General features: G+C 61.9%; 15 protein-coding genes. 5 read left to right on the plus strand and 10 right to left on the minus strand.

Annotated elements, in window-relative coordinates:
- The first annotated feature begins 3 nt into the window (after positions 1-3).
- On the plus strand, positions 4-876 hold the full coding sequence (gene rsmA / locus AYM40_RS02105; protein ID WP_063494768.1) for a 16S rRNA (adenine(1518)-N(6)/adenine(1519)-N(6))-dimethyltransferase RsmA: 873 nt from the start codon (positions 4-6) through the stop codon (positions 874-876).
- 466 nt (positions 877-1,342) lie between these two features.
- Positions 1,343-2,452: a porin gene (locus AYM40_RS02110; RefSeq protein WP_063494769.1), complete on the plus strand. Its 1,110-nt coding sequence runs from the start codon at positions 1,343-1,345 to the stop codon at positions 2,450-2,452.
- A 4-nt stretch (positions 2,453-2,456) separates the two neighbouring features.
- Here the strand turns inward: AYM40_RS02110 and AYM40_RS02115 are convergent, their stop codons facing one another.
- Positions 2,457-5,585, minus strand: coding sequence for an autotransporter outer membrane beta-barrel domain-containing protein (locus AYM40_RS02115; RefSeq protein WP_063494770.1), 3,129 nt, complete (start codon positions 5,583-5,585; stop codon positions 2,457-2,459).
- Positions 5,586-5,829: 244 nt separating this feature from the next.
- The gene (locus AYM40_RS02120) at positions 5,830-7,176 is read right to left on the minus strand and encodes an MFS transporter (RefSeq protein ID WP_158515227.1); all 1,347 of its coding nucleotides are present in this window, start codon (positions 7,174-7,176) and stop codon (positions 5,830-5,832) included.
- 102 nt (positions 7,177-7,278) lie between these two features.
- Here AYM40_RS02120 and AYM40_RS02125 point away from each other — a divergent pair, with 102 nt between their 5' ends.
- The 3 genes from AYM40_RS02125 to AYM40_RS02135 all read left to right on the plus strand — a co-directional run bounded on the left by AYM40_RS02125 (position 7,279) and on the right by AYM40_RS02135 (position 9,329).
- Positions 7,279-8,235 carry a LysR family transcriptional regulator gene (locus tag AYM40_RS02125; protein WP_063494771.1) on the plus strand — a complete coding sequence of 319 codons (957 nt, stop codon included), beginning with the start codon at positions 7,279-7,281 and terminating at the stop codon, positions 8,233-8,235.
- Between the two features lie 282 nt (positions 8,236-8,517).
- Positions 8,518-8,904, plus strand: coding sequence for a lactoylglutathione lyase (gloA, locus tag AYM40_RS02130; RefSeq protein ID WP_063494772.1), 387 nt, complete (start codon positions 8,518-8,520; stop codon positions 8,902-8,904).
- A gap of 26 nt (positions 8,905-8,930) precedes the next feature.
- A complete protein-coding gene (locus AYM40_RS02135; RefSeq protein ID WP_063494773.1) occupies positions 8,931-9,329 on the plus strand; it encodes a hypothetical protein in 399 nt (132 codons plus the stop codon).
- A 70-nt stretch (positions 9,330-9,399) separates the two neighbouring features.
- Here the strand turns inward: AYM40_RS02135 and AYM40_RS02140 are convergent, their stop codons facing one another.
- From AYM40_RS02140 to AYM40_RS02180, 8 genes are all read right to left on the minus strand, one after another.
- Positions 9,400-10,290 carry a M48 family metallopeptidase gene (locus AYM40_RS02140; protein WP_063494774.1) on the minus strand — a complete coding sequence of 297 codons (891 nt, stop codon included), beginning with the start codon at positions 10,288-10,290 and terminating at the stop codon, positions 9,400-9,402.
- 44 nt (positions 10,291-10,334) lie between these two features.
- Positions 10,335-11,093, minus strand: coding sequence for a lysophospholipid acyltransferase family protein (locus tag AYM40_RS02145; RefSeq protein WP_063494775.1), 759 nt, complete (start codon positions 11,091-11,093; stop codon positions 10,335-10,337).
- 40 nt (positions 11,094-11,133) lie between these two features.
- Positions 11,134-11,688, minus strand: a complete 555-nt coding sequence (gmhB, locus tag AYM40_RS02150; RefSeq protein ID WP_063494776.1) for a D-glycero-beta-D-manno-heptose 1,7-bisphosphate 7-phosphatase — start codon at positions 11,686-11,688, stop codon at positions 11,134-11,136.
- A gap of 10 nt (positions 11,689-11,698) precedes the next feature.
- Positions 11,699-13,798, minus strand: a complete 2,100-nt coding sequence (gene glyS, locus AYM40_RS02155; protein WP_063494777.1) for a glycine--tRNA ligase subunit beta — start codon at positions 13,796-13,798, stop codon at positions 11,699-11,701.
- 15 nt (positions 13,799-13,813) lie between these two features.
- Complete coding sequence (gene glyQ / locus AYM40_RS02160) at positions 13,814-14,821, minus strand: glycine--tRNA ligase subunit alpha (protein ID WP_082854914.1); 1,008 nt, start codon at positions 14,819-14,821, stop codon at positions 13,814-13,816.
- 608 nt (positions 14,822-15,429) lie between these two features.
- Positions 15,430-16,668, minus strand: coding sequence for an RNA-binding domain-containing protein (locus AYM40_RS02165; protein WP_063494778.1), 1,239 nt, complete (start codon positions 16,666-16,668; stop codon positions 15,430-15,432).
- 9 nt (positions 16,669-16,677) lie between these two features.
- The gene (locus AYM40_RS02170; RefSeq protein WP_063494779.1) at positions 16,678-19,350 is read right to left on the minus strand and encodes a TrlF family AAA-like ATPase; all 2,673 of its coding nucleotides are present in this window, start codon (positions 19,348-19,350) and stop codon (positions 16,678-16,680) included.
- Between the two features lie 458 nt (positions 19,351-19,808).
- Positions 19,809-20,654 (minus strand): FkbM family methyltransferase, encoded by an 846-nt coding sequence (locus AYM40_RS02180; protein ID WP_201788152.1) that lies wholly within the window; start codon positions 20,652-20,654, stop codon positions 19,809-19,811.
- Positions 20,655-20,715 lie beyond the last annotated feature (61 nt).

Here is a 20,715-nt window from a genome sequence, read left to right on the forward strand (position 1 = left end):
TCGATGTCCACCAGCAGACAGCAACCGGGCCGGCACCAAGGCCATATCGCGCGCAAGCGTTTCGGACAGAATTTTCTGGTCGACATGGGCGTGATCGATTCGATCGTCGACGTGATCCGGCCGCAGCGCGGCGAGCGCATGGTCGAGATCGGGCCAGGGCTTGGCGCGCTCACCGGGCCGCTGATCGAGCGTCTGGCAACGCCCGAAGCGCCCTTGCATGCGGTGGAGCTGGATCGCGATCTGATCGGCCGTCTCAAGACAAAATTCGGCGACCTGCTCGAGTTGCATGCGGGCGATGCGCTCGCGTTCGACTTCGGCACGCTGGCGGCACCCGGTGAGAAGGCGTCGCTGCGCATTGTCGGCAATCTGCCGTACAACATTTCGAGCCCATTGCTGTTTCATCTGACCGCGTTCGCCCATCGCGTGATCGATCAGCATTTCATGCTGCAGAACGAAGTCGTCGAGCGCATGGTGGCGGAGCCGGGCACCAAGGCGTTCAGCCGCCTCTCGGTCATGCTGCAATACCGCTATGCGATCGACAAGCAACTCGATGTACCGCCCGAAGCATTCCAGCCGCCGCCGAAGGTCGATTCGGCGATTGTGCGGATGATCCCGTACGAACTGCATGAGCTGCCGGCCGTGGACGAGCGCGTGCTCGGCGAGGTGGTGACGGCGGCCTTCTCGCAGCGGCGCAAGATGCTGCGCAACACGTTGGCCGCGTTTCGTGACTCAGTGGATTTCGAGGCGCTAGGCTTCGATCTGCAACGCCGCGCGGAAGATGTGCCGGTCGCCGAGTATGTGCGTGTGGCGCAGATCGTGGCGGCTTCGCCGGCGCGCGGTGCCGCGGCTGCGGAAACCGGGACCGACGACGCCTGAGTTGCGTTGCACGGTCTTGAAGGAAGCGCGCTGCGTCCTGCAGCGCGCGTGAAACCCCCCACTCCTTAAGCAGTAACCCGTGCGGCGCCTGGGCAGGGCGGTGGTGCTCATGGGTCTCGTGGCATGGCGATCATAGGTCATACGAAATCAAAATCATCCGCCCCGCAAGGCGGTGACCGGACCGCCTACGCGTGCTTCTTACAAGCCGCAAGCACTTCGATGACATAACAACACTTACATCAGTCAATTTTCTTACAGCCCCTGTTTCGCGCTAAGGTTCACCCACGCGTATTTCGTCAGTTTATTCAAACAGCCTGGCTTGGCCGTCGTGCAGGGTTCCGATGCGGACTCTGCGCCATACCTGTCGATTTGAGCGGTCTCAAATGAGCAGCGTGCCGATACTTTGCATCAGGCGTGACGGTGTCGAGATATCCGTGAAAAGCGGGAATCTGTACGAGGAGACGACATGAAGAGCGTAAGCAGGTGGGCGATGGCAGTTGTGCCCGCGGCATTGGCGTGTCAGATGGCGCACGCCCAATCGAGCGTGACGCTCTACGGTGTGATCGACGAAAGCGTGCGGTATCTGACCCACGCAAACCGGGCGGGCGATTCGTCGATTGGGCTCGGTAATGGCGGCATGACGGAAAGCCGCTGGGGGCTGAGGGGGGTTGAAGATCTGGGCGGCGGCTGGTCTACGTTCTTCAAACTCGAAAACCGTTTTTACATGAATAGCGGCCAAAGCGATCCGACTTTGCCGTTCTTCAATGAAGCGCAAGTGGGCTTGCGCTCGGATTCCTACGGTCAGATGATCTTCGGCCGTCAGTACAACGTGATGATCGAGGGCGTTACCATCGGCGGTTACGGCAGCAATATCTGGATTCCTTACGATTTCAGCTTCCAGCCGGAAGTGACGATGACAGGCGGTATCTGGACCAGCAACCAGGTGCAGTATCAGGCGAAATACAACGGTTTCCATGTTGCCGCCGGCTACGCATTTGGCGGCAATGCGGGCAATTCGTACGGCAGCCAGCTCGGCGTGGCGGCTGCTTACGCGCCGGGCGGCCCGTTCACTTTCGGCGGCGCGTATCAGGTGTCGAAAGATTCGGTCAACGGCGCAGCCGCGAAAGCATGGACCTTCGGCGGGTCGTACACGTGGAACCTGACCCGGTTCTCCGTTGGCTATATCGTCGACCAGAACGACGCCGGCTTTTTGAATTTCGCCAACGGGCCGTTCACCGCGCCCGCGTTGGCCGCGCTCAAGTACACGGACTTTTCGCGGCGCCGCATGATCATGGGCGGCATCATGCAGCAGGTCGGCAACACGTGGCACTTCGCCGCGAATGTCTGGCGCACGCTGCAGGACGGCAAGAGCGCCGCGCAGGACGGTTCGGCATGGCAGTACCAACTGGTCGCCGACTACAACCTGTCGAGGCGTACCGATGTCTACCTGGAAGGCGATTATTCGCTGTACCGGGGCGACCTGATCGGCGCGCAGTTGCAGGGCGTCAACGGTGTCGGGCTTGCGCAGAAGGGTAGCCAGATCGGCCTGATGGCCGGTGTGCGCCATCAGTTCTGAGCACTTACCAGCTCCAGCGCGCGCCCAGATTGCCCTCCACCGTGCTGCGGTGCTCGCCGTTCACGTTCATGGTGTAGCTCGCGGTGGCGAACACGCTGCCCCGGGCGCTCAAATGCGCAACCATGCCGATGCCGAACTGGGCGGCCGTGGCGGCGACATCGGTGGGAATCACGGTCGTGCCGGCGAAGGTCGCGCTATCGGTGCCATTGAAATAGCGCCACAGATTCGCGCGCAGATACGGTTGCCACTGCGCGCCCGCACCTTCGAAGCTGCCTTGCAGGCGTAGGCCGAGCCGGCCCACCAGGCCGTTCGCCGCGTGAAACGATACGGTCGAAATGCCGTCGTTGAGATCGTTGATCGATGCGTGCTGCCAGATCAGTTGCGCTTGCGGTTCGAGACTGAGATCGGCGCGCAGTGGAATAGGCAAGCCGGCTTCCAGCGAAGTCGTCACGGCATGTCCATGCGTGCTCGCGCCGATGCCCTGATTCGACGCTGGATCGAGCGTGAGCGAGCTGCCCATCGCCACCGCGTCGGTGTACCAGCCACCCGGACCGATGTGCGTCCAATAAAGGCCTGCGCTGTACGCATTGATCGACAGCCGCCCGGCCGACAAATCGGGGAAGCCGAGCGCGAATCCGTTCACGTCGCCTTGGGCGCGGGCAAAGCCAATGAAGAAGCCATAGTGATTGCGATGGCCGCTTGCGCTGCGATCCGCGTAGATATCCTGACCCACTTGCACGCCGGCCATCGTGCCGCTGAATTCGGGGTTGGCGCCGCCGCCGTTGCTCTGCGAGGTGTGCTCGCCCCAGACACGCGACCATGCGGCGGCGAGCGGGCCGCTTTCGTTCAGCAGTGCCTGCTCGCCCTGGCGGTCATGAAAGGTGCCGATCTGCGCGATACTGAGTTCGCGCGTGAGAACCGGGACCTCGGCATAGACGGGTACCTCCATCCGGTAGAGCGGCGTTGCTGCGGTGCCAGCGGGCGGCGGCGCTGGCAGGGACGGCGTGCCGGGCGCCGCGATCGGTGCGGCCACGGCGCCTGGTGTGGGCGTGGGTGCTGGAGTTGGAGTCGGCGTGGGTGCTGGAGTTGGAGTCGGCGCGGGTGTCGGAGTTGGAGTCGGCGCCGGAGTCGGAGTCGGGGTTGGAGTTGGGGTTGGAGTTGGGGTTGGAGTTGGAGTTGGAGTTGGAGTCGGCGCGGGTGCCGGAGTCGGTGCCTGTGTCGGAGCCGGAGCCGCCACCGCAGCCAGACTCGAGCGCAAATACCAGTTGTCCGCGGTCCCCGCGCTCACGCCGCCCTTGAACAGGTAGTACGTATAAGCGCCCGCGGACAGCGGTTTCGGCAGTGTGAATGCGCTCGCCGTAGTCGTCGCGCCATTGCTCGCCTGCACCACGAGGATGCCATCCGTGAGCGTGGCACCGCCGGAGCCGCCGACGTTGGTGATGCCGAGCGAAGTATTGCCCGAGCCGACGCCTTGCGCGATCACCAGTTTGTCGCTCGGTGAACCGTCTGTACCCAGCACCGTCTGCAGCAGCAAGCGGCCGTCGAGCCCGGTGTAGTTGCCGTTGATCGCCAGCGTATTGCGCGTAGCCGTCGCGCCGTTGGTCAGGTTGATAGTGCCCGCATTGTTGACGTTCGCGAGCTGACCTGCAACCGCCGGCGCGATCGTCGCCGTGCCGCCAAAGCCACCCGCGAACACCGCGCTGCTCGAATCAACATTGAGCGTGCCGGTCAACGTGCCGCTGTCGCCGAGCACGAGGCCGTGGGTGTCGAGCGTCAACTGGCTGCCGTTGGTCACGTTGACGATCTCCCAGTTGATGAAGCGGCCGAGACCGCTTGCCGACGTGCGGTTGAAATTGAGCACGTCATTGCCGGTGCCGCCGTCGAAGCTCGGCACACCGGCGAGATTGGCGTCGGTAAGGCCGGTGAGGTTGGCTGCGTCGTTGCCCGCACCGAGCCGCACGAAGCCGATGACGGTGCCGCCGCTCCAGTTAAGGGTATCGTCGCCGCTATCGGTCCAGATCGCGCGGCCATTGCCGCCAGCGATGGTGCCGGTGTTGTTGATGGTGATATCGAATGGGCCGGTGGTGCTAATCGCCTGGCTTGAAACGGCGGTGATCGAGCCACTGTTCGTCACGGTCGCCGCGCCATTGGCAATGGCAATCGCATTGATTGCGCCGGCGATCGTTCCGGCATTGTTGAAGGTGCCGCCACCGTTCGCGTCGATGCCGTTGGCCTGCTCACTCGCGATACTTGCGCCCAAGGCATTGTTTAGCGTGACGTTGCCCGAGAAGAAACCGCCGAGGCCGCCGGCTCCACGCGCCGTGACCACGCCAGTATTCGTCACGACGCCGGGCGTGGCATCGAACGAAACGAGGCCGTGCGAACCCGTACCCGAGACGTCGACTGTGCCGTGATTCGTCAACGCATTGTTGCCAGTCCCGCCGATGGCGTTACCGTTAGCCAGCATCCCATGCGAACCGGCACCCGTCGTCGTGATCGAGCCGTTGTTGACGAGCGTGTCGTTGTTCGTCAACGCGGCCATGCCGTGCGAACCGTCGCCGCTCGTCGATAGCGTGCCGTTGTTGGTCAGCGTGCCGCCACCGGGGCTCGCGAAGTCGTGCATCGCTACTGAGTCGCCGCCCGTGGTGTGGATCACGCCGGCGGTGTCGTTGAGCATTGTCACTGCGGCAGCGCTGTTGAACATGCCTTCCGATTCGACGCCGCTGGTGACGATCGTGCCGCGGTTGATCAAGACGTCATGACCGGCACCGCCGCTTGCACCGTGTGCCGAGATGGCGTCGAAGGTGTCGCCGGCGCCGTGCAAGGTGCCGAGGTTGGTGACGGTGCTGCCGTCGCGCACGAGAATGACGTTGTTGCCGGTGACATCGAGTTCGGCCCCCACTTGCACGTTCACTGTGACGTTGGTGCTGCCGGTCACTGCGGCGACCGGCGTAGTGGACGGGTTGGGGGTGCTGTTGCTGCAAGTGACGGTCTGGCCGCTGGCCGGCGCGGTGTTGTCACAGGCGGCGAGCGCAGGCTCGCATGGCAGAAGGAGCGCTATTCCGAGCGCGGACGAAAGGGCTTCAAGCAGACGCAAACGAACAGGCACATGCCGCGAGCATGCACGACGCATACGGTGGTCCTCCAGTTGAACAGGCCTGGTCAGTTCCTGGTGGGTTCGCTCTATGTGCTGCGCCGTCTCTTGGATACCGCGGCTGGACGGTGTGCAAGAGAATGTATCGTCAGACGAATTTAGTCAACAACCCTAATGGCGCAGAAGGGGAGCGACGCGCCGTATGACCGCAGGTGAAGGAAGCTGCTCCCGGGCGGGGCGCAAAGGCCAGGCAATCAGCCACGCGACAGCGCGACCAGGAGTCTCACGCAGGTATGCTTTCCATGCGTCGCTTCGACCGTTGTGGATCGATCAATGCGAAACCCGCCGCACCGACGATCAGCAGCAACGTGCCGGTTACCGCGAAGCCGATCTCATAGCCGCGCGCGTCGCCTGCCGCGCCGAGCAGCTTGCCCATCGCGACGGGTCCGATCAGTCCGGCGGTAGTGACGATCGAGTTGGTGATCGCGAGCAGGGCTCCGCGCCGCGCCGCCGGCGCGACTTCGGCGACCAGCATCGGACCGAAGGTGAAAGTCTGGATCGCCAACGCGCTGGCGAGCCCCATCAGGGCGACCTGGACGAACGGCGGCGCGCCGAACAACAGTGAGCAGTACGCAACTCCGCTCACCACGCAAGCCGTACTGATCAGTTTGCCGCGCGCCACCTTTGACGGCACGCCACGCTTGAGCATTCGATGCGACACCATCGCGAGCGCGATGCCAAGCGGGATTTGCGCCGCGACTTGCAGCGCGAATAACCAACCGGCCTGTGTCGCGGCAAAGCCGAGGCCGAGCCGGAAATACGCGGGCACCCAGGTGAAGCCGATCGCGACCACCGCGTAGCCGACAAAGCATTGCAGCATCACACCGATGACCGTGCGGTCGCTCAGCATGCGCCGACAGCGCAATGACACGGCACGAGGGGCCGCCACTTCGACGGCAAACGCGGGTGATGCGTTGTGCTGACGATTGCCCGTCTTGCCCAGGCACAGCCACAAGACAGTCCAGCCGATGCCGACCGCGCCGAGCGTGAGAAACGTCGCGTGCCAGTGCCACTGCTGCGAGATATAGGTGAGCAACGGACCCGCGATAATGACGCCGGCAGTCGCCCCTTGTTGCACGATGGCCGTTGGAAGATTGCGCTCGCGGTCGTCGAACCAGGTGTAGACGACATGCAGCGCGAGCGGCGAGGCCGGCCCTTCGCCCGCGCCCAGCAGGACGCGGCACAGCAGCAACACGGCGAAGCTGGTCGGCCATGCGAGCGGCAGCTGCGCGACCGCCCAAATGAGCGCGAGCGCGGCGAGCAGCCATTTCATGTTGACGCGGTCGGCGATCAGGCCGACGGCGATGCCCGAGATCGAAAACAACACAAAAAACGCGCTGCCGACGAGGCCGAACTGACCGTGCGTCAACTGCATGTCATGCATCAGCGGGATCGCGACCAGACCGAGCACGGCCTTGTCGGCGAAGTTGATCATCATGAACAGGAACAGTGAGGCGACGATCACCCACCGGCGCCCCTGTGCAGTCTCGCGTGCGTGGGTGGGGTGAGCCGACGCCGTGTCGGCGGCAAGCGCCGCGCAGCGTTTCGTGCTGCTGAGGATGGTGGGCAAAGCATGTCTCCAATTTTGGCGCGGGGCGCTCGATTTTCGCCCATTTGAGGTGGTATAAACGAATTGTTCAAGTGCATTCTCGTTATCGGGAGCTTGCAAACTATGCATGAGGTCAATTCCCGCCGCCTTACCCATCTTATCGCGCTCGCTGAGGAAGGCAGCTTTGCGCGCGCGGCGGAGCGGGTTCATCTGAGCCAGCCCGCATTGAGCCGCAGCATTCAGGCGCTCGAAGAGGAAGTCGGCATGAAACTGTTCGACCGCGCCGCCCGCGGCGTCGCGATGACGGCGGCCGGGAGGCTGCTGGTCGAGCGCGCCCGGCGGGTGCTGTTCGAAACGCGCTGCCTGTTTCGCGACGTCGAACTGCTGAAGGCGCACGAGCTCGGCGAGGTGCGCATCGGCCTCGGACCCTATGCGGCCGTCGTGTTGCTGCCGGACCTGCTGGTGGAGTTCGCTCGGCGCTTTCCGAAGATCAAGGTATCGATCGAACTCGGCGAAGGCGATGCGCTATTTGCCAAACTGGGCGCCGAACAGATCGACTTTCTGGTCACCGACCGCCGTGTGCCGCCCGTGACGCCCGATGTCACGTTGCGGCGTCTGCCGCGTCACGAGGGCGGATGGTTCGCGCGGCCGGACCATCCCCTGTTTGCGCGTGACACGGTGCCGCTCGCGGCGTTGCGCGAGTTCCCGCTGGTCTCGGTGACCTTGCCCGCGTTTATGAAGGATGCCTTGCATCGCCTGCTCAAGTACCGCGCCCACGAGCAGATTCCGTTGCAGGTCGAATGTAACGACGTAGCAGTGCTGAAAGACGTCGTAGCGCAAACCGATGCCGTGCTGTTCTCCACGGCGTCCGCGGTGCGGCGCGATCTGGAGAGGCGGCGGCTGGCGCACATCCCGCTTGCCAATCCGCCGCGTCTCGCGCTGGAATTCGCGCTGGTGTATCTGGCCGAGCGCACGCCTTCGCCTGCCGCGCATTCCGCGTTGGGGATCGCCGAACAGGTGATGGAGGACGCCAACCGCGCCGCGCAGGGCTTGCTGCATCCCGACTCATTGGCGACATGAATAGGCCGCTGAACGGCCGGCTGGGTGATCGCATGACGAGCTTCGTGTTTGCCCTGGATGCGGTTGATACAGCGATCCCACGTTCCGGCGCAATCGCGGGCTGTATCACGCGTCGTTGCTGCGGGCGTCGCAGCGCAAAGCCAGTTGGGACGCCGTGAAGTCGCCCAATCACGGGGTTCTGGCAACGAGCGTGCCGCGTCTTGTCGCGTGTGGCGCGCTCTGCAGTGCAGCGTGATTCCGGGTACATTGTCGTTCTCGACATCACGCACCAAGGAGTACACGATGCGCCTGCTTCATACCATGCTCCGGGTCGGCGACCTGGACCGTTCGATTGCCTTCTACACCGACCTGCTCGGTATGAAATTGCTGCGCCGCGAGGACTATCCGGACGGCAAGTTCACGCTCGCTTTCGTCGGCTATGAAGACGAACGTGACGGCACTGTTCTCGAACTCACGCACAACTGGGACACGCCGTCGTATGACCTCGGCACCGGCTTCGGGCACCTCGCCGTCGAAGTCGAAGATGCCTACGCCGCGTGCGACAAGATCAAGGCGCAAGGCGGCACGGTTGTGCGCGAAGCCGGCCCAATGAAACATGGCACCACGGTGATCGCTTTCGTGACGGATCCGGACGGCTACAAGATCGAGTTCATCCAGAAGAAAAAATGACGTAAGCGGCGGGGCGAAGGCACGCAATGAATAACAGCAATCCCTATTTCAAAGAACTTGGCGACATCCACGTCGAAATCCAGGCGTTGTTCGACGGCTCCGCGGATCACGGCGCGCTGGAGCGCATCATGGCGCGCTTCGCTCCGCAATTCACGCTGGTGATGCCGTCCGGTCTCGCGCTCGACCACGCGAGCCTGCGCGCGACTTTCGCGAAGCTGAACGGCGCGCGTCCCGGCTCGCAGATCACGATCCGCGACATGGAGATCGTGTCCGAGTATCCGTCGGGCGCGGTGGTGAAATATCGTGAGTATCAGCGCGACAGCGCGGGCAATGCGAACGTGCGGCGCTCGACAGCGGTGATGGATCTGGACGCGCACGGCAAGGTGACGTGGCGTCACCTGCAGGAAACCTTCTGCATGGAGTGAGCGGCGGGTTTCAGAAGGCCGGCGCTTCGCGTTGAGGCGCCGGGGCTTCAAGGTCTCGCGACCGAAGGCCTTAAAGCGTCGGCAGCAATTCCGGCGGATGCGACTTCAACGTCTGCCGCGCTTCGCGGAATTCCGGAAAAATCGATTCGACCGTCTGCCAGAAGCGCGGACTGTGATTCATCTCGCGCAGATGCGCGAGCTCGTGCGCCACGACGTAATCGATAATCGACAGCGGGAAGTGGATCAGCCGCCAATTCAGGCGGATTTTGCCGTCGCTCGAACAGCTGCCCCAACGCGTGGCCGCTGACGAGAGTGCATACGCGCGATAGTTGACGCCCAGCTTCTCCGCGTAGATCGCAAGGCGCTCGCCGAACAGGCGTTTTGCTTCGCCTTGCAGCCAGCCTTGCACGCGATCCTTGATCTGCTGCGGATCGGCTTGCAATGGCAGCGGCACTTGCAAGGCGGCTTCATCCGCATTGAACGCGAGCGTGCCTTGCGGCGAGCCGAGCTTCACGCGCACGGGCTGACCGAGATACGGCACTTCCGCACCGTCTTTCCAGTCGACCTTGGGCAACGCGCGTTGTTCGACCCGCGTTTGCCATTCGATCAGTTTCGTAAAAATCCAGCGCTGCTTTTCGGTGATCGCGGTTTCGATATCGGCGAGCGTGACCCAGCGTGGTGCAGTGATCATCAGGCCGGTGCTGTCGATCGCAAAGCCGATCGAGCGGCGTGCCGAGCGCTTGAGCACATAGTGCAGCGTGCGAGAGCCGATGGTGAGGCTGCGCAGCCTGGTGCCGTCTGGTGCGAGGGGCACGGCCGGCTGCTGCCCCATCTGCGAGCCGGCTGTCGGTGCGAAGGGTGTTGGGGACGACGACGTCGACCCCGGCTCGGCGAAGAGCGGGAGATCGAGCTGCCGGTTATCGAGCGCCGCAGCGGGCTGCGACGTAGGAGACTTCTGCATCGGATTCGGCTTCGCGCAAATGCGCCTTCGAGGGCGCGGGCGCGTCAGATTGGTGCGGCGGCGGAGGTGCTTTCCGCCGCGCGGTACGCGGTAGGATCGATGCGACGCATTTCAGCTTCGATCCACTTTTCGACGCGCGTGTTCACTTCATCGGGCGTGAGCCCCGTCGTGTCGATCGGCCTGCCGATCGACACTGTGACTATACCCGCATATTTGAGAAACGAGTTGCGCGGCCACACACGTCCGGCGTTGTGCGCGATCGGTACGACCGGCGCGCCGGTGGCAATCGCAAAACGCGCGCCGCCGGTTTTGTACTTGCCTTGCTTGCCGGTCGGCGTGCGCGTGCCTTCCGGAAACATGATGACCCAGGCGCCCTCCGCCATGCGCTGCTTGCCTTGCTTGATGACGGATTCGAACGCGTACTTGCCTTCCTTGCGGTCGATGTGAACCATCTTCAACATGCCCAATGCCCAGCCGAAGAACGGCACGAACAGCAGCTCGCGCTTGAACACGTAGCACAGCGGCCGCGGCATCAGCGCCGGAAACGCCAGCGTTTCCCAGGCCGATTGATGCTTCGACAGCAGCACGGCCGGACCGTTAGGCAGGTTCTCATAGCCCTCGATCTTGTAGCGGATGCCGTTTAGCCAGCGCACCGTGTGAAGCGTGGCGCGGCACCAGCCGGCTGCCATCCAGTAGCGATTGTCGGCGCGCATGAACGGAAACGCGATGAAACACGCGGTTGCGTACGGCACCGTGAAGAGCACGAAATAGATCAGCAGCAGCAAAGAACGAATGAAGCGCATCGGCGTGGTCAGTGAGGGTGGGGGACGCGCGTGGTGCGCGTCACTCGTGAGCGTCGGAAAGGAAGTCGAGTGCGAACGCGCGCAGGTCGTCGTGCACACGGGTGCCCTCGGGCAGGCCGCCGGCTGCGAGCGTCTTGCGGCCCTTGCCGGTCAGCACCAGATGCGTCGGATGGCCGAGCGAGGCGCCCGCTTGCAGGTCGCGCATCGCGTCGCCGACCACCGGCGTATGGTGCGGATCGACTTCGAAACGTTCGGCGATCATCTTCAGCATGCCGGGCTTCGGCTTGCGGCATTCGCACTGATCTTGCGCCGTATGCGGGCAGAAGAACACGGCGTCGATGCGCCCGCCGACCGCCGCCGCCATGCGATGCATTTTCAGATGCATCGCATTGAGCGCGTTCATATCGAAGAGACCGCGGCCGATGCCCGACTGGTTCGTCGCGATCGCAACGCGATAACCCGCCTGATTTAGCCGTGCGATCGCTTCGAGCGAACCGGGCAGGGCAACCCATTCGTCCGGCGACTTGATGAACGCATCGGAATCGACGTTGATCACGCCGTCGCGGTCGAGGATCACCACCTTTTTGGTCGGCATGGCGCGGGGCTCAGGCGGCGAGTCGGGAAATGTCGGCGACGCAATTCATCTGCTGATGCAGCGCGCCGAGCAAGGCCAGACGATTGGCGCGCAACGCCAGATCTTCGGCGTTGACCATCACGTCGTTGAAGAACGCGTCGACCGGTTCGCGCAACGCAGCGAGCGCGGTTAGTGCGCCCGTGTAGTCGCGTGCGGCGAGTTGCGATTGCACGCGAGGTGCAACTTGTTCGAGTTGCGCATGCAAGGTTTTTTCGGGCGCTTCGGTCAGCAGTGCAATCTGCACACCGCCGGTCGCCGAACCTTCCGATTTCTTCAGGATGTTCGAAATCCGCTTGTTGGCTGCCGCGAGCGATGCCGCTTCCGGCAGCGCCGCGAATTCGCGCACTGCATCCAGACGCGCGACGATGTCGTCGAGGCGCGTCGGGTTCAGTGCCAGCACCGCGTCGATTTCGGCCGGCGCGTAACCACGCTCGCGCAGCAGACCGCGCAGACGGTCCATGCCGAATTCGTAGATCGCTTGCGTCGAATCAGCAACACCCGGCACTGCGGCGAATTGCGCGTAAGCGGTGCGCAGCAGTTCGACCAGGTCGACCGGCAATTGCTTCTCGACCAGAATCCGCAGCACGCCGAGCGCATGACGGCGCAGCGCGAACGGGTCTTTCTCGCCGGTCGGTTGCAGGCCGATGCCCCAGATGCCGACCAGCGTTTCGAGCTTGTCGGCGAGCGCGACGACGGTGCCGGTTGCCGTGGCCGGCAACGCATCGCCGGAGAACCTCGGCTGATAGTGCTCCGAGCATGCCAGCGCGACTTCTTCCGGCTCGCCGTCGTGGCGCGCGTAGTACGTGCCCATCGTGCCCTGCAGCTCGGGGAATTCGCCGACCATGTCGGTGATCAGGTCGGCCTTGGCCAGACGTGCAGCACGCTTCGCGAGCGCGACATCTGCGCCGATCAGCGAGGCAATTGCACCCGCCAGCGCTTCGACGCGCTCGACGCGTTGCAGCGCCGAACCGAGCTTGTTGTGATACACGACGTTCGCGAGCAGCGGCACGCGGTCGGCGAGCGGCTTCTTCTTGTCCTGCTCGAAGAAGAACTTTGCATCGGCCAGACGCGGACGCACCACGCGTTCGTTGCCTTCGACGATATCGCCAGGCGTCTTCGTTTCGATGTTCGACACGATCAGGAAGCGCGAGCGCAGCTTGCCGTTCGCATCCGTCAACGCGAAGTATTTCTGGTTCGTCTGCATCGTCAGGATCAGGCATTCCTGCGGCACTTGCAGGAATTCGTCCTCGAAACGGCAGGCGTAGACCACCGGCCATTCGACCAGCGAATTCACTTCATCCAGCAGCGCTTCCGGCATCACGACCTGGTCGCCGTCGGCTTGCGCGAGCAGGTGCGTACGGATGGTTTCTTTGCGGTCGGCGAAACTCGCGACTACGCGGCCCTTGTGCATCAGCGTATCGGCATACGAATCCGCGTGCTGGATCTGTACGAAGCCTTCAGACAGGAAGCGATGGCCGAGCGTGGTGTCATCGGCGTCGACGCCCAGTGCCGTGACCGGCACGACCTGTTCGCCGTGCAAGGTGGTCAGACGATGCACGGGACGCACGAACTGCACATTGGTGCCGTCCGGGCGCTGATACGTCATCACCTTCGGAATTGGCAACTTGGCGAGCGTTTCATCGAGCGCGCTTTGCAGGCCTTCGACGAGCGTGGCGCCCGGCGCGGCGTAGCGCAGGAAGAAGGCTTCGGCCTTGCCGTCCTGCGCGCGCTCCAGGTCGTTCACCGAAAAATCGGGAAAGCCGAGCGCGGCCAGTTTCTTCGCGAGCGGCGCGGTAGGCTGGCCGTCTTTATCGAGCGCGACTGAAACCGGCAGCACTTTTTCGCGCACGTGTTTTTCCGGCGCGACCGAACGCACGTTCTTGATCGTGACGGCGAGGCGGCGCGGCGTGGCGTAACGTTCGAACGACAGTTCGCCTTCGACCAGGTCGCGCGCCGCGAGGCGCTGCGCAATGCCTTCGGCGAAGGCGTCGCCCAGACGCGCGAGCGCTTTGGGCGGCAGTTCTTCGGTCAGTAGTTCGACGAGCAGGGTAGCTTGATGGGGTTGAGTCATTTCTTGATGTTCTCGTCAGTCCTGGTCGATCTTGCGTTCGACTTTCAGCGGCGGCGCCCACGCGGGCATGGCGGCATCTTGCTCGTCGGTCGTGAGGCCGGGCACGCCGTGCACGGGATTGCCGAGCATCGGGAAACCGAGCTTTTCGCGCGAGTCGTAGTAAGCCTGGGCGACCAACTTTGACAGCGCGCGGATGCGGCCGATATACGCTGCGCGTTCCGTCACGGAAATCGCGCCGCGCGCGTCGAGCAGGTTGAAGGTATGGCCGGCTTTCAGCACGAGCTCATAAGCAGGCAGCGCGATCTGTGCTTCGATCATGCGCTTCGCTTCCGCTTCGTAGCTGTTGAAGATCGAGAACAGCAACTCGACGTTTGCGTATTCGAAGTTGTAGGTCGACTGTTCGACTTCGTTCTGGTGGTACACGTCGCCGTACGTCAGGCGGCGAAGTTCCGGGCCGTTCGGGCCTTGCTCTTCCCACTCGGTCCAGACCAGGTCGTAGACGTTCTCGACCTTCTGCAGATACATCGCGAGACGTTCCAGACCGTAGGTGATTTCGCCCAGCACCGGCTTGCAATCCAGACCGCCGACTTGCTGGAAGTAGGTGAACTGGGTGACTTCCATGCCGTTCAGCCACACTTCCCAGCCAAGGCCCCAGGCGCCGAGCGTGGGATTTTCCCAATCGTCTTCGACGAAGCGCACGTCGTTCTGCTTCAGGTCGAAGCCGAGGGCTTCGAGCGAGCCGAGGTACAGGTCGAGGATGTTTTCCGGCGCCGGCTTCAGCACGACCTGGTACTGGTAGTAATGCTGCAGGCGGTTCGGGTTCTCGCCGTACCGGCCGTCTTTGGGACGGCGCGACGGCTGCACATAGGCTGCTCGCCACGGTTCCGGACCGATCGCGCGCAGGAACGTATGGACGTGGGACGTGCCCGCGCCGACTTCCATGTCGATCGGCTGGAGCAACGCGCAACCCTGCTTATCCCAGTAGGACTGCAGTGTCAGGATGATTTGCTGAAACGTGAGCATGAAGTGCCTTTCGGGCATAGGGCCGCGCCGCAAACGCCGGAGCGCGCGAGCTGGCCGTGGAGCGAAGTGCTAAACCGTAGATTTTAACGGAAAGGGAGGGGGGTGTCCGTTTTGCGAGTTGTGGAGTTGGCGAGCGGCGTGGGCTGGGTCGGTCGTCGCGATTGTGCGGTGGGAGTGACGCGGACGTGCAGCGTGGCGCCTGGGGGAGCTTAATCCCGGCGTGTTTTCAATCGAGTCTTAAGGTCGAAGCCTTGATTTGAATCGCAGATTTTCGCGTTGATCAAATTTCACGCGAAGGGGCGGTTGTAGGAGTCAGCCTTCGATATCTTTAGATATTTCGGTGTTGGGAAGCGTAGCGGGATTTTTGCGCGCGACATTGCAGGCACTAACTACCAAACAAGCGCCGTTCGGCAAACAGACTTCGAAAATCCGATGTTCGGTCATTGTGGACATTGGAAATCTCTACGTGGCGAAGATGGCAGAGCGTCCGCTTTCGGGAAAAGTGCTAAATCTGCTTTGGCCCGAAGGTAGTAGCAGTTACGGTTCCGGCATTGACGGCTAGAATCAGCGCGGCCTCGAAACCTTGGCGACTACATATATCCACCTACTCAGGAGCGAGGTAGGACCACGCGCACATAGTCTTCCGTCGCATCGAAGGTGGGTTCAATTCCGGTCGCCGCCCGCACCAAGGGAACAATCTTATTGCGCACGCCCATACCCCGGGCGTCCACATAGCCATAGTCGCGCAGGACGCCCACGATCGTCGTGTTACGCGGAGACCGTTGTCCGGCGAGCATCTTCTCAACAGTCATTGAGTTCTGTAGTGCCCCGGGGCTGAGCACTTCAAGGCGGTCTGCATAGGCGACTATTTCCACCTCCAAGTTGCGGGTCCAGTCTCGGTGAGCGAGAGCGTTCACGATCGCTTCGCGTAGTGCGTCTGGCGGGTAGTGCCAGATGCGCTCTCGCCGAAGGCCATCGCCCAGATCCTCCCCTTCGGCGCTAACGAGCGACTGCCCCTGCATCCGATCCAGCAAGTCTTCGATCAGCCCATTTTCGATCAGTTCGCCAGGCCCACCGCCCTCTCGGCGCGCAAAGCGGCCTACGAGCGGGCCATCGAGCAGTGTGTCGTCGAGCGCCTGGTAACTTTTGTCATTGCCGTCGAACACCATCCAGCGGATGCCGGTCTGGCGCAGAAACCGACGCGGTGTGCGCCCGAATAGCACCAACCCGGCGATGCTGCATACAGGGGCGCGACCGTCTGCTTCGGTCATAAAGCCGAGTCCCACCATACGTCGCAGCCACGCTTCTTCGGTTGCAGGCAGTTCCCTGTCGCCGGCAAACGTCAACAGATAATCCTCCAGACGGGCGCGATCCAGTGTGTCCAGATCTGCACCAGAAACAGGCAAGGTTTCGCTATGCAGCAACCCGCCTGTAGCGAACAAGCGTGCCTGCGTTTCACGGTCCGCAAGCCGGGATGTGCTGCCCACGCGAATATAAATGTCTTCGCGACCATTGTGACGGAGCACGTAGGGCTTGCTCGTGCCCATCGTGACGGATACTGCTGCCACGTGTTCGTCGTTGTCCATCGAGACGACTTCGTAGAATGGCAGAAGCATGGGATGCACGTGCGCGAATATCGCGTTCATTACCCACGTTTCCAAGTCCTCGCGCTGAATGCCGGAAATATTGCCGTCATCCTCCACGCCGAGCAGTACCATGCCACCTCGCAAATTGGCCATCGCGACAATTTCCCTTGCTAGTGCTTCGGGGCGTAGGTCATCGCGCTTGAACTCCACGCCGGAGTTCTCACCATTGGCGATGATTTCCAGAAGTTCTGTCTTAAGCATGGTTCGTTCCTAGAATCCGTATTTCTCTTTGCGCTGGGAGAACGCTTCCCGACCTCCTTCCAGTATCTCGGCGACGCGTTCACGAATCTCTGGTACGTCGATGGAGCCTTGCGCCTCGGAAGGCATCTGTGCATGTGCGTCGGAGGCTGAAAAGATACCGATCCACTCGGCGTCCCCGAATACGGGAATATTTGCGTTATGAGTGGCAAAGAGGAACTGGCGCTCCGTCTTCGCCCCGCGCAGTTGCGTCACAATCCGCTCAGCGATAAAGGCGTTGTCCAGGTTGTCTTCAGGCTGGTCCATCAGCAGTGGATCATCGTTTTCGAGCAGCAGCAGATGGAGAATGGCCGTGCATTGCTGCCCCGTCGAAAGCTGGTCCAGCGGCTTGAACAGCTCACCTTGGTGGGCAACGTTCAGTTCGATCTGGATACGGTCCTGCAGATCGATTTCTTCTAGTTCCAGCAAATGGCTGCGATCCAACCGCGCCAGCGTCTCAACCACGGAGTTCTGCATGCCCCAGTCGTAGGTCAGAGTCTTGAGAGCATTTTCGCCGTCCCGGATCCCCTGCACCAGCGCAGGGATGGTCAGGTCGTCACCAGACTGGTCGATCCAGGCCAGTTTCTTTTCTCCGAGCCCAGGCAATAGAAGCAGAAATTCCTTGAGTGCCTTGCGCTGGCCGCCGATCTTCAGGTTCAGCCGCAGTTTGCCCTCGAGCTTGCGATTGAGCTTTTTGACTGTCGTGCGCAACTCCTCACTACGTTTGTCGCACGCCTGCGCGAATTCATCCAGCAGATTGCGCCGCTGGGTGTCTAGCTCATGTAGCAGCTTATTGATGGTTGCCACGCGAGTCTCGCTGGGGCGAATGGCCTCGATTTCGCGCAACAGTTCCTGATAGGCACGGCCGACGTCGCGCCCCGGTTTGCCAGCAAACGCGGGCAGGCTCGCGAAAACCTTTTCGAGTACAGCCGATTCTTCGGCTAGCCGGGCTTTGAGCACGGTTTGCTGTGCGTTTACCACCGCGGTGCTTTCACCGTGCAGCTTGCGAAAGTCCTCTACGTGTTTGCCGATCTCCGTCGCCAGTACGTCGAGTGTGCAGCGCATCCGAACGAGTACCTCGGCATGAGGCATGCCGTCGAGCGCCTTGTCGCTCAGGAACGCCGTATCAGGGAGACTATCTCCGAGTGAGGTCAGTCCGTCGGCCACACGATCCAGTTCTTCGCTCACTCGCTTGGACAACTGCTTTTCGCGCTCCAGCTTTGGCACTAGCGCCAGCTTGCTTTCGAGTCCAAGCAACTGGAATTGCTGGACCTGTTCCGTAAGTTTGGGCAGGCGGCCAACCTGAGCCTGCAGGTCATCTTTCTGACGCGTTGCTGCGAGTAGCTTTTCGCGATTTTCGGCCAGCCGTTTGGCTACAGCGTAGATTTCACCGGTTAGCGCCGTACCACCAGGCAGAAAACGGTTGAGGATGTCGGTTTGGCGGACCGGGTCGCGAGCCAACTCGAAGATCTCGTTTTGGCCATAGATCTCAATGCGGGGTAACAGGTCGCGAGGCTGCAAGGTCGATATCTGCCCGCGATCGTCCTTGACCATCGGTAGCTCACCATAGCGGCGCGAGACCCGATAGTGTCGCCCGTTCTGCACATGCGAGACCACCGACAGCTCGATGCGACCACCAGCACCGAGATTAGCTTTGACGATGTCCTCATACTGCCGTCGCGCGGCGAGCCCAAGCGGCGGCGCATCGAGCACATAGCGCAGGCACTCGATCAGAGTTGACTTGCCTGTTCCTCGCCCACCGATCACCGTATTCAGATGCGCCGACAGTTCAATATTGATGCCGTCCAGATAGCCGCCGTGAAAGTTCAGTGCTTCCAGCCGTGAATAGTGGGCCTCAGGCAAAGGACCCAGCCGGATACGCGACTCAGGGTCCTTGAACGCGGTGAGAAAACCTTCGAAACCCGGGCGCGTCATCTTGATCCAGCAGGTCGCCCCGGAATCGGCCAGATCCTCGGGTTTGGCGACATCTTTGGCATTGAGCATCGCGACAGGATGCGCACGCCGGTAGTCCGGGTTTTTATTAAGAACAATGTCTTTGTAGTTGGCTGGTAAATCCTTGAGCGGCCCAGGTATCTGTCCGGCCTTCACCAGTGTTTCGTTCTGCCATACATGGACCAGTCCGCCGCCGTCTTGGTTTAGGCGCAGCAGACCATTACTGCCAGTCATATGTGCTGCGTACCAGAACCCGCCGAGTTCGAAAATGATCTGCGCGAGATCCAGGCAGGTCTTGCGCGACGGCCAGACGGTATCCTGCACATCGGTGAGATCGAGGCGACCTAGGTAGCGGTTCAATTGATCTCTGGTGGTGCCCTCAGGGAACAGGCACACCATGTGGACTTTCTCGCTGGAGGCGATTTCGAATCCGGGAAACACGACGATGCCGTGAGGCTCCAGGAAGCGACGCAGACCATCGACAGCATCTACACTGCCGTGGTCCGCAATTCCGACGACCTTAATTCCCAATGTCAGACATTGGTCGAGCAGTTGCTGGTTGTAGGTAGTCTCATCCAGTCCGTGTTCGCTGCCGCGATACCGGGATTGGTAGCCCGACGGATTGATCTGCAGGGCACAGCGCCAGAAGCGCGCCACCGTGTAGTGGTCAGACGCGACGGTTTCGTTTTTCATGGATGCCCTTGCTGTCGGGTTGGTGGCCGCTGGCCATGGGAGCCTGATGGCCTTGGTGCAGCAGTTTGTCCACCGCCTTGCGAACCAGCCACGCGACGCTCACGTCCTAGCGCAAAGCGATCACTTGCAACGCCTCGATTTGATGCCTGGACAACGTGACAGTCACGCGCGTGATTTCAGGGGCGACAGAACGATTCATGGTTAGTATCGCGGCAACTTGCGTCAGGTTGCAGAATTTTACTGCAAACACCCGCAAGGTAACCATACGATTCTTCCGCGCTTTCTGTGTTGGTGTCGGTTACCTAAAGACTCCGGATAGCAAACGTTTGTTGGTACATCGGCAACCGACGGCGCGAGCGACGGCAATGACCGAAGTTCCGCCTTTCGTCGTTAAATTCAAAAGGGTGGAACGCTTGACCGCATGCAAGCCCTCGGCCATCTTGTGGAAGCGCCGTTAATTAACTGGCCAGCCCCATCAACGCATGCGCCGCCGAATCCGTTACCTCGACAAACCCATCAATCTCCATTTCCAACCCCCGCGGTAGCGCGAGCATATTGCACGACACCACGCGGCCGTAGATATTCTCAGCGCGCCCAAAGAAATTCTCCGGATTGAATAAAGGCGGCAAATGCCACCACATCCGATACTCCTTCGACCACAACCACTCAATCAACGCCTGCGACTGATCGAGCCGGTCGTTCTCCACATAAATCACAGGCCGCGAGCGGGCAACCGTTTCCTCAGCCCCTAGCAGCGCGTTCAACTCGAACCCTTCCACGTCGAGCTTCAGCAGCCCCACGGTATGAGAGCGGAGCACATCGTCAAGCCGCACGCACGGGACGGGGAGCGTATTCGCCGCAGCCTCGGTCTGCATCGATACTCCGCCGAAATTGCCCGGCGCGTCATAGTCCGGCCGCGCAAAATACAGTGTCCCCGCACTCGCCCCGCACGCATACGGCCAGGCCAGCACATTGCGCACACCATTGGCCGCGAGATTCGCACAGAGGTTCTGAAAGATCACCGGCTGAGGCTCGAACGCGACGAGCACCTGCCGACGCGCCTGCGCCTCACGCGCCAGCATGATCGTATGCACGCCGATATTCGCGCCCACTTCCACGACGATGCCCGGCTGCACCAGCAACTGTCGCAACACAGCGGATTCGAGTTCGCTGCATTCACCGTATTCGATGAGCGCGCGGCCGAGATAGAAGTCGTTTGGATTGGCGAGCATCCAGCCATGACGGGTCTGGACGAGTTGTGTGTGCTCGCCGAGCGGCAGCGGAGCAGGAGGGGGCGTAACCATGGACATTGAGCGGGAAAAAGATCACGCAAATGTACGGTCCGCCGCCGTCCTTGTATATAAG

This window comes from Paraburkholderia phytofirmans OLGA172 (assembly GCF_001634365.1).
In the GTDB taxonomy this organism is placed as follows: Bacteria; Pseudomonadota; Gammaproteobacteria; order Burkholderiales; family Burkholderiaceae; genus Paraburkholderia.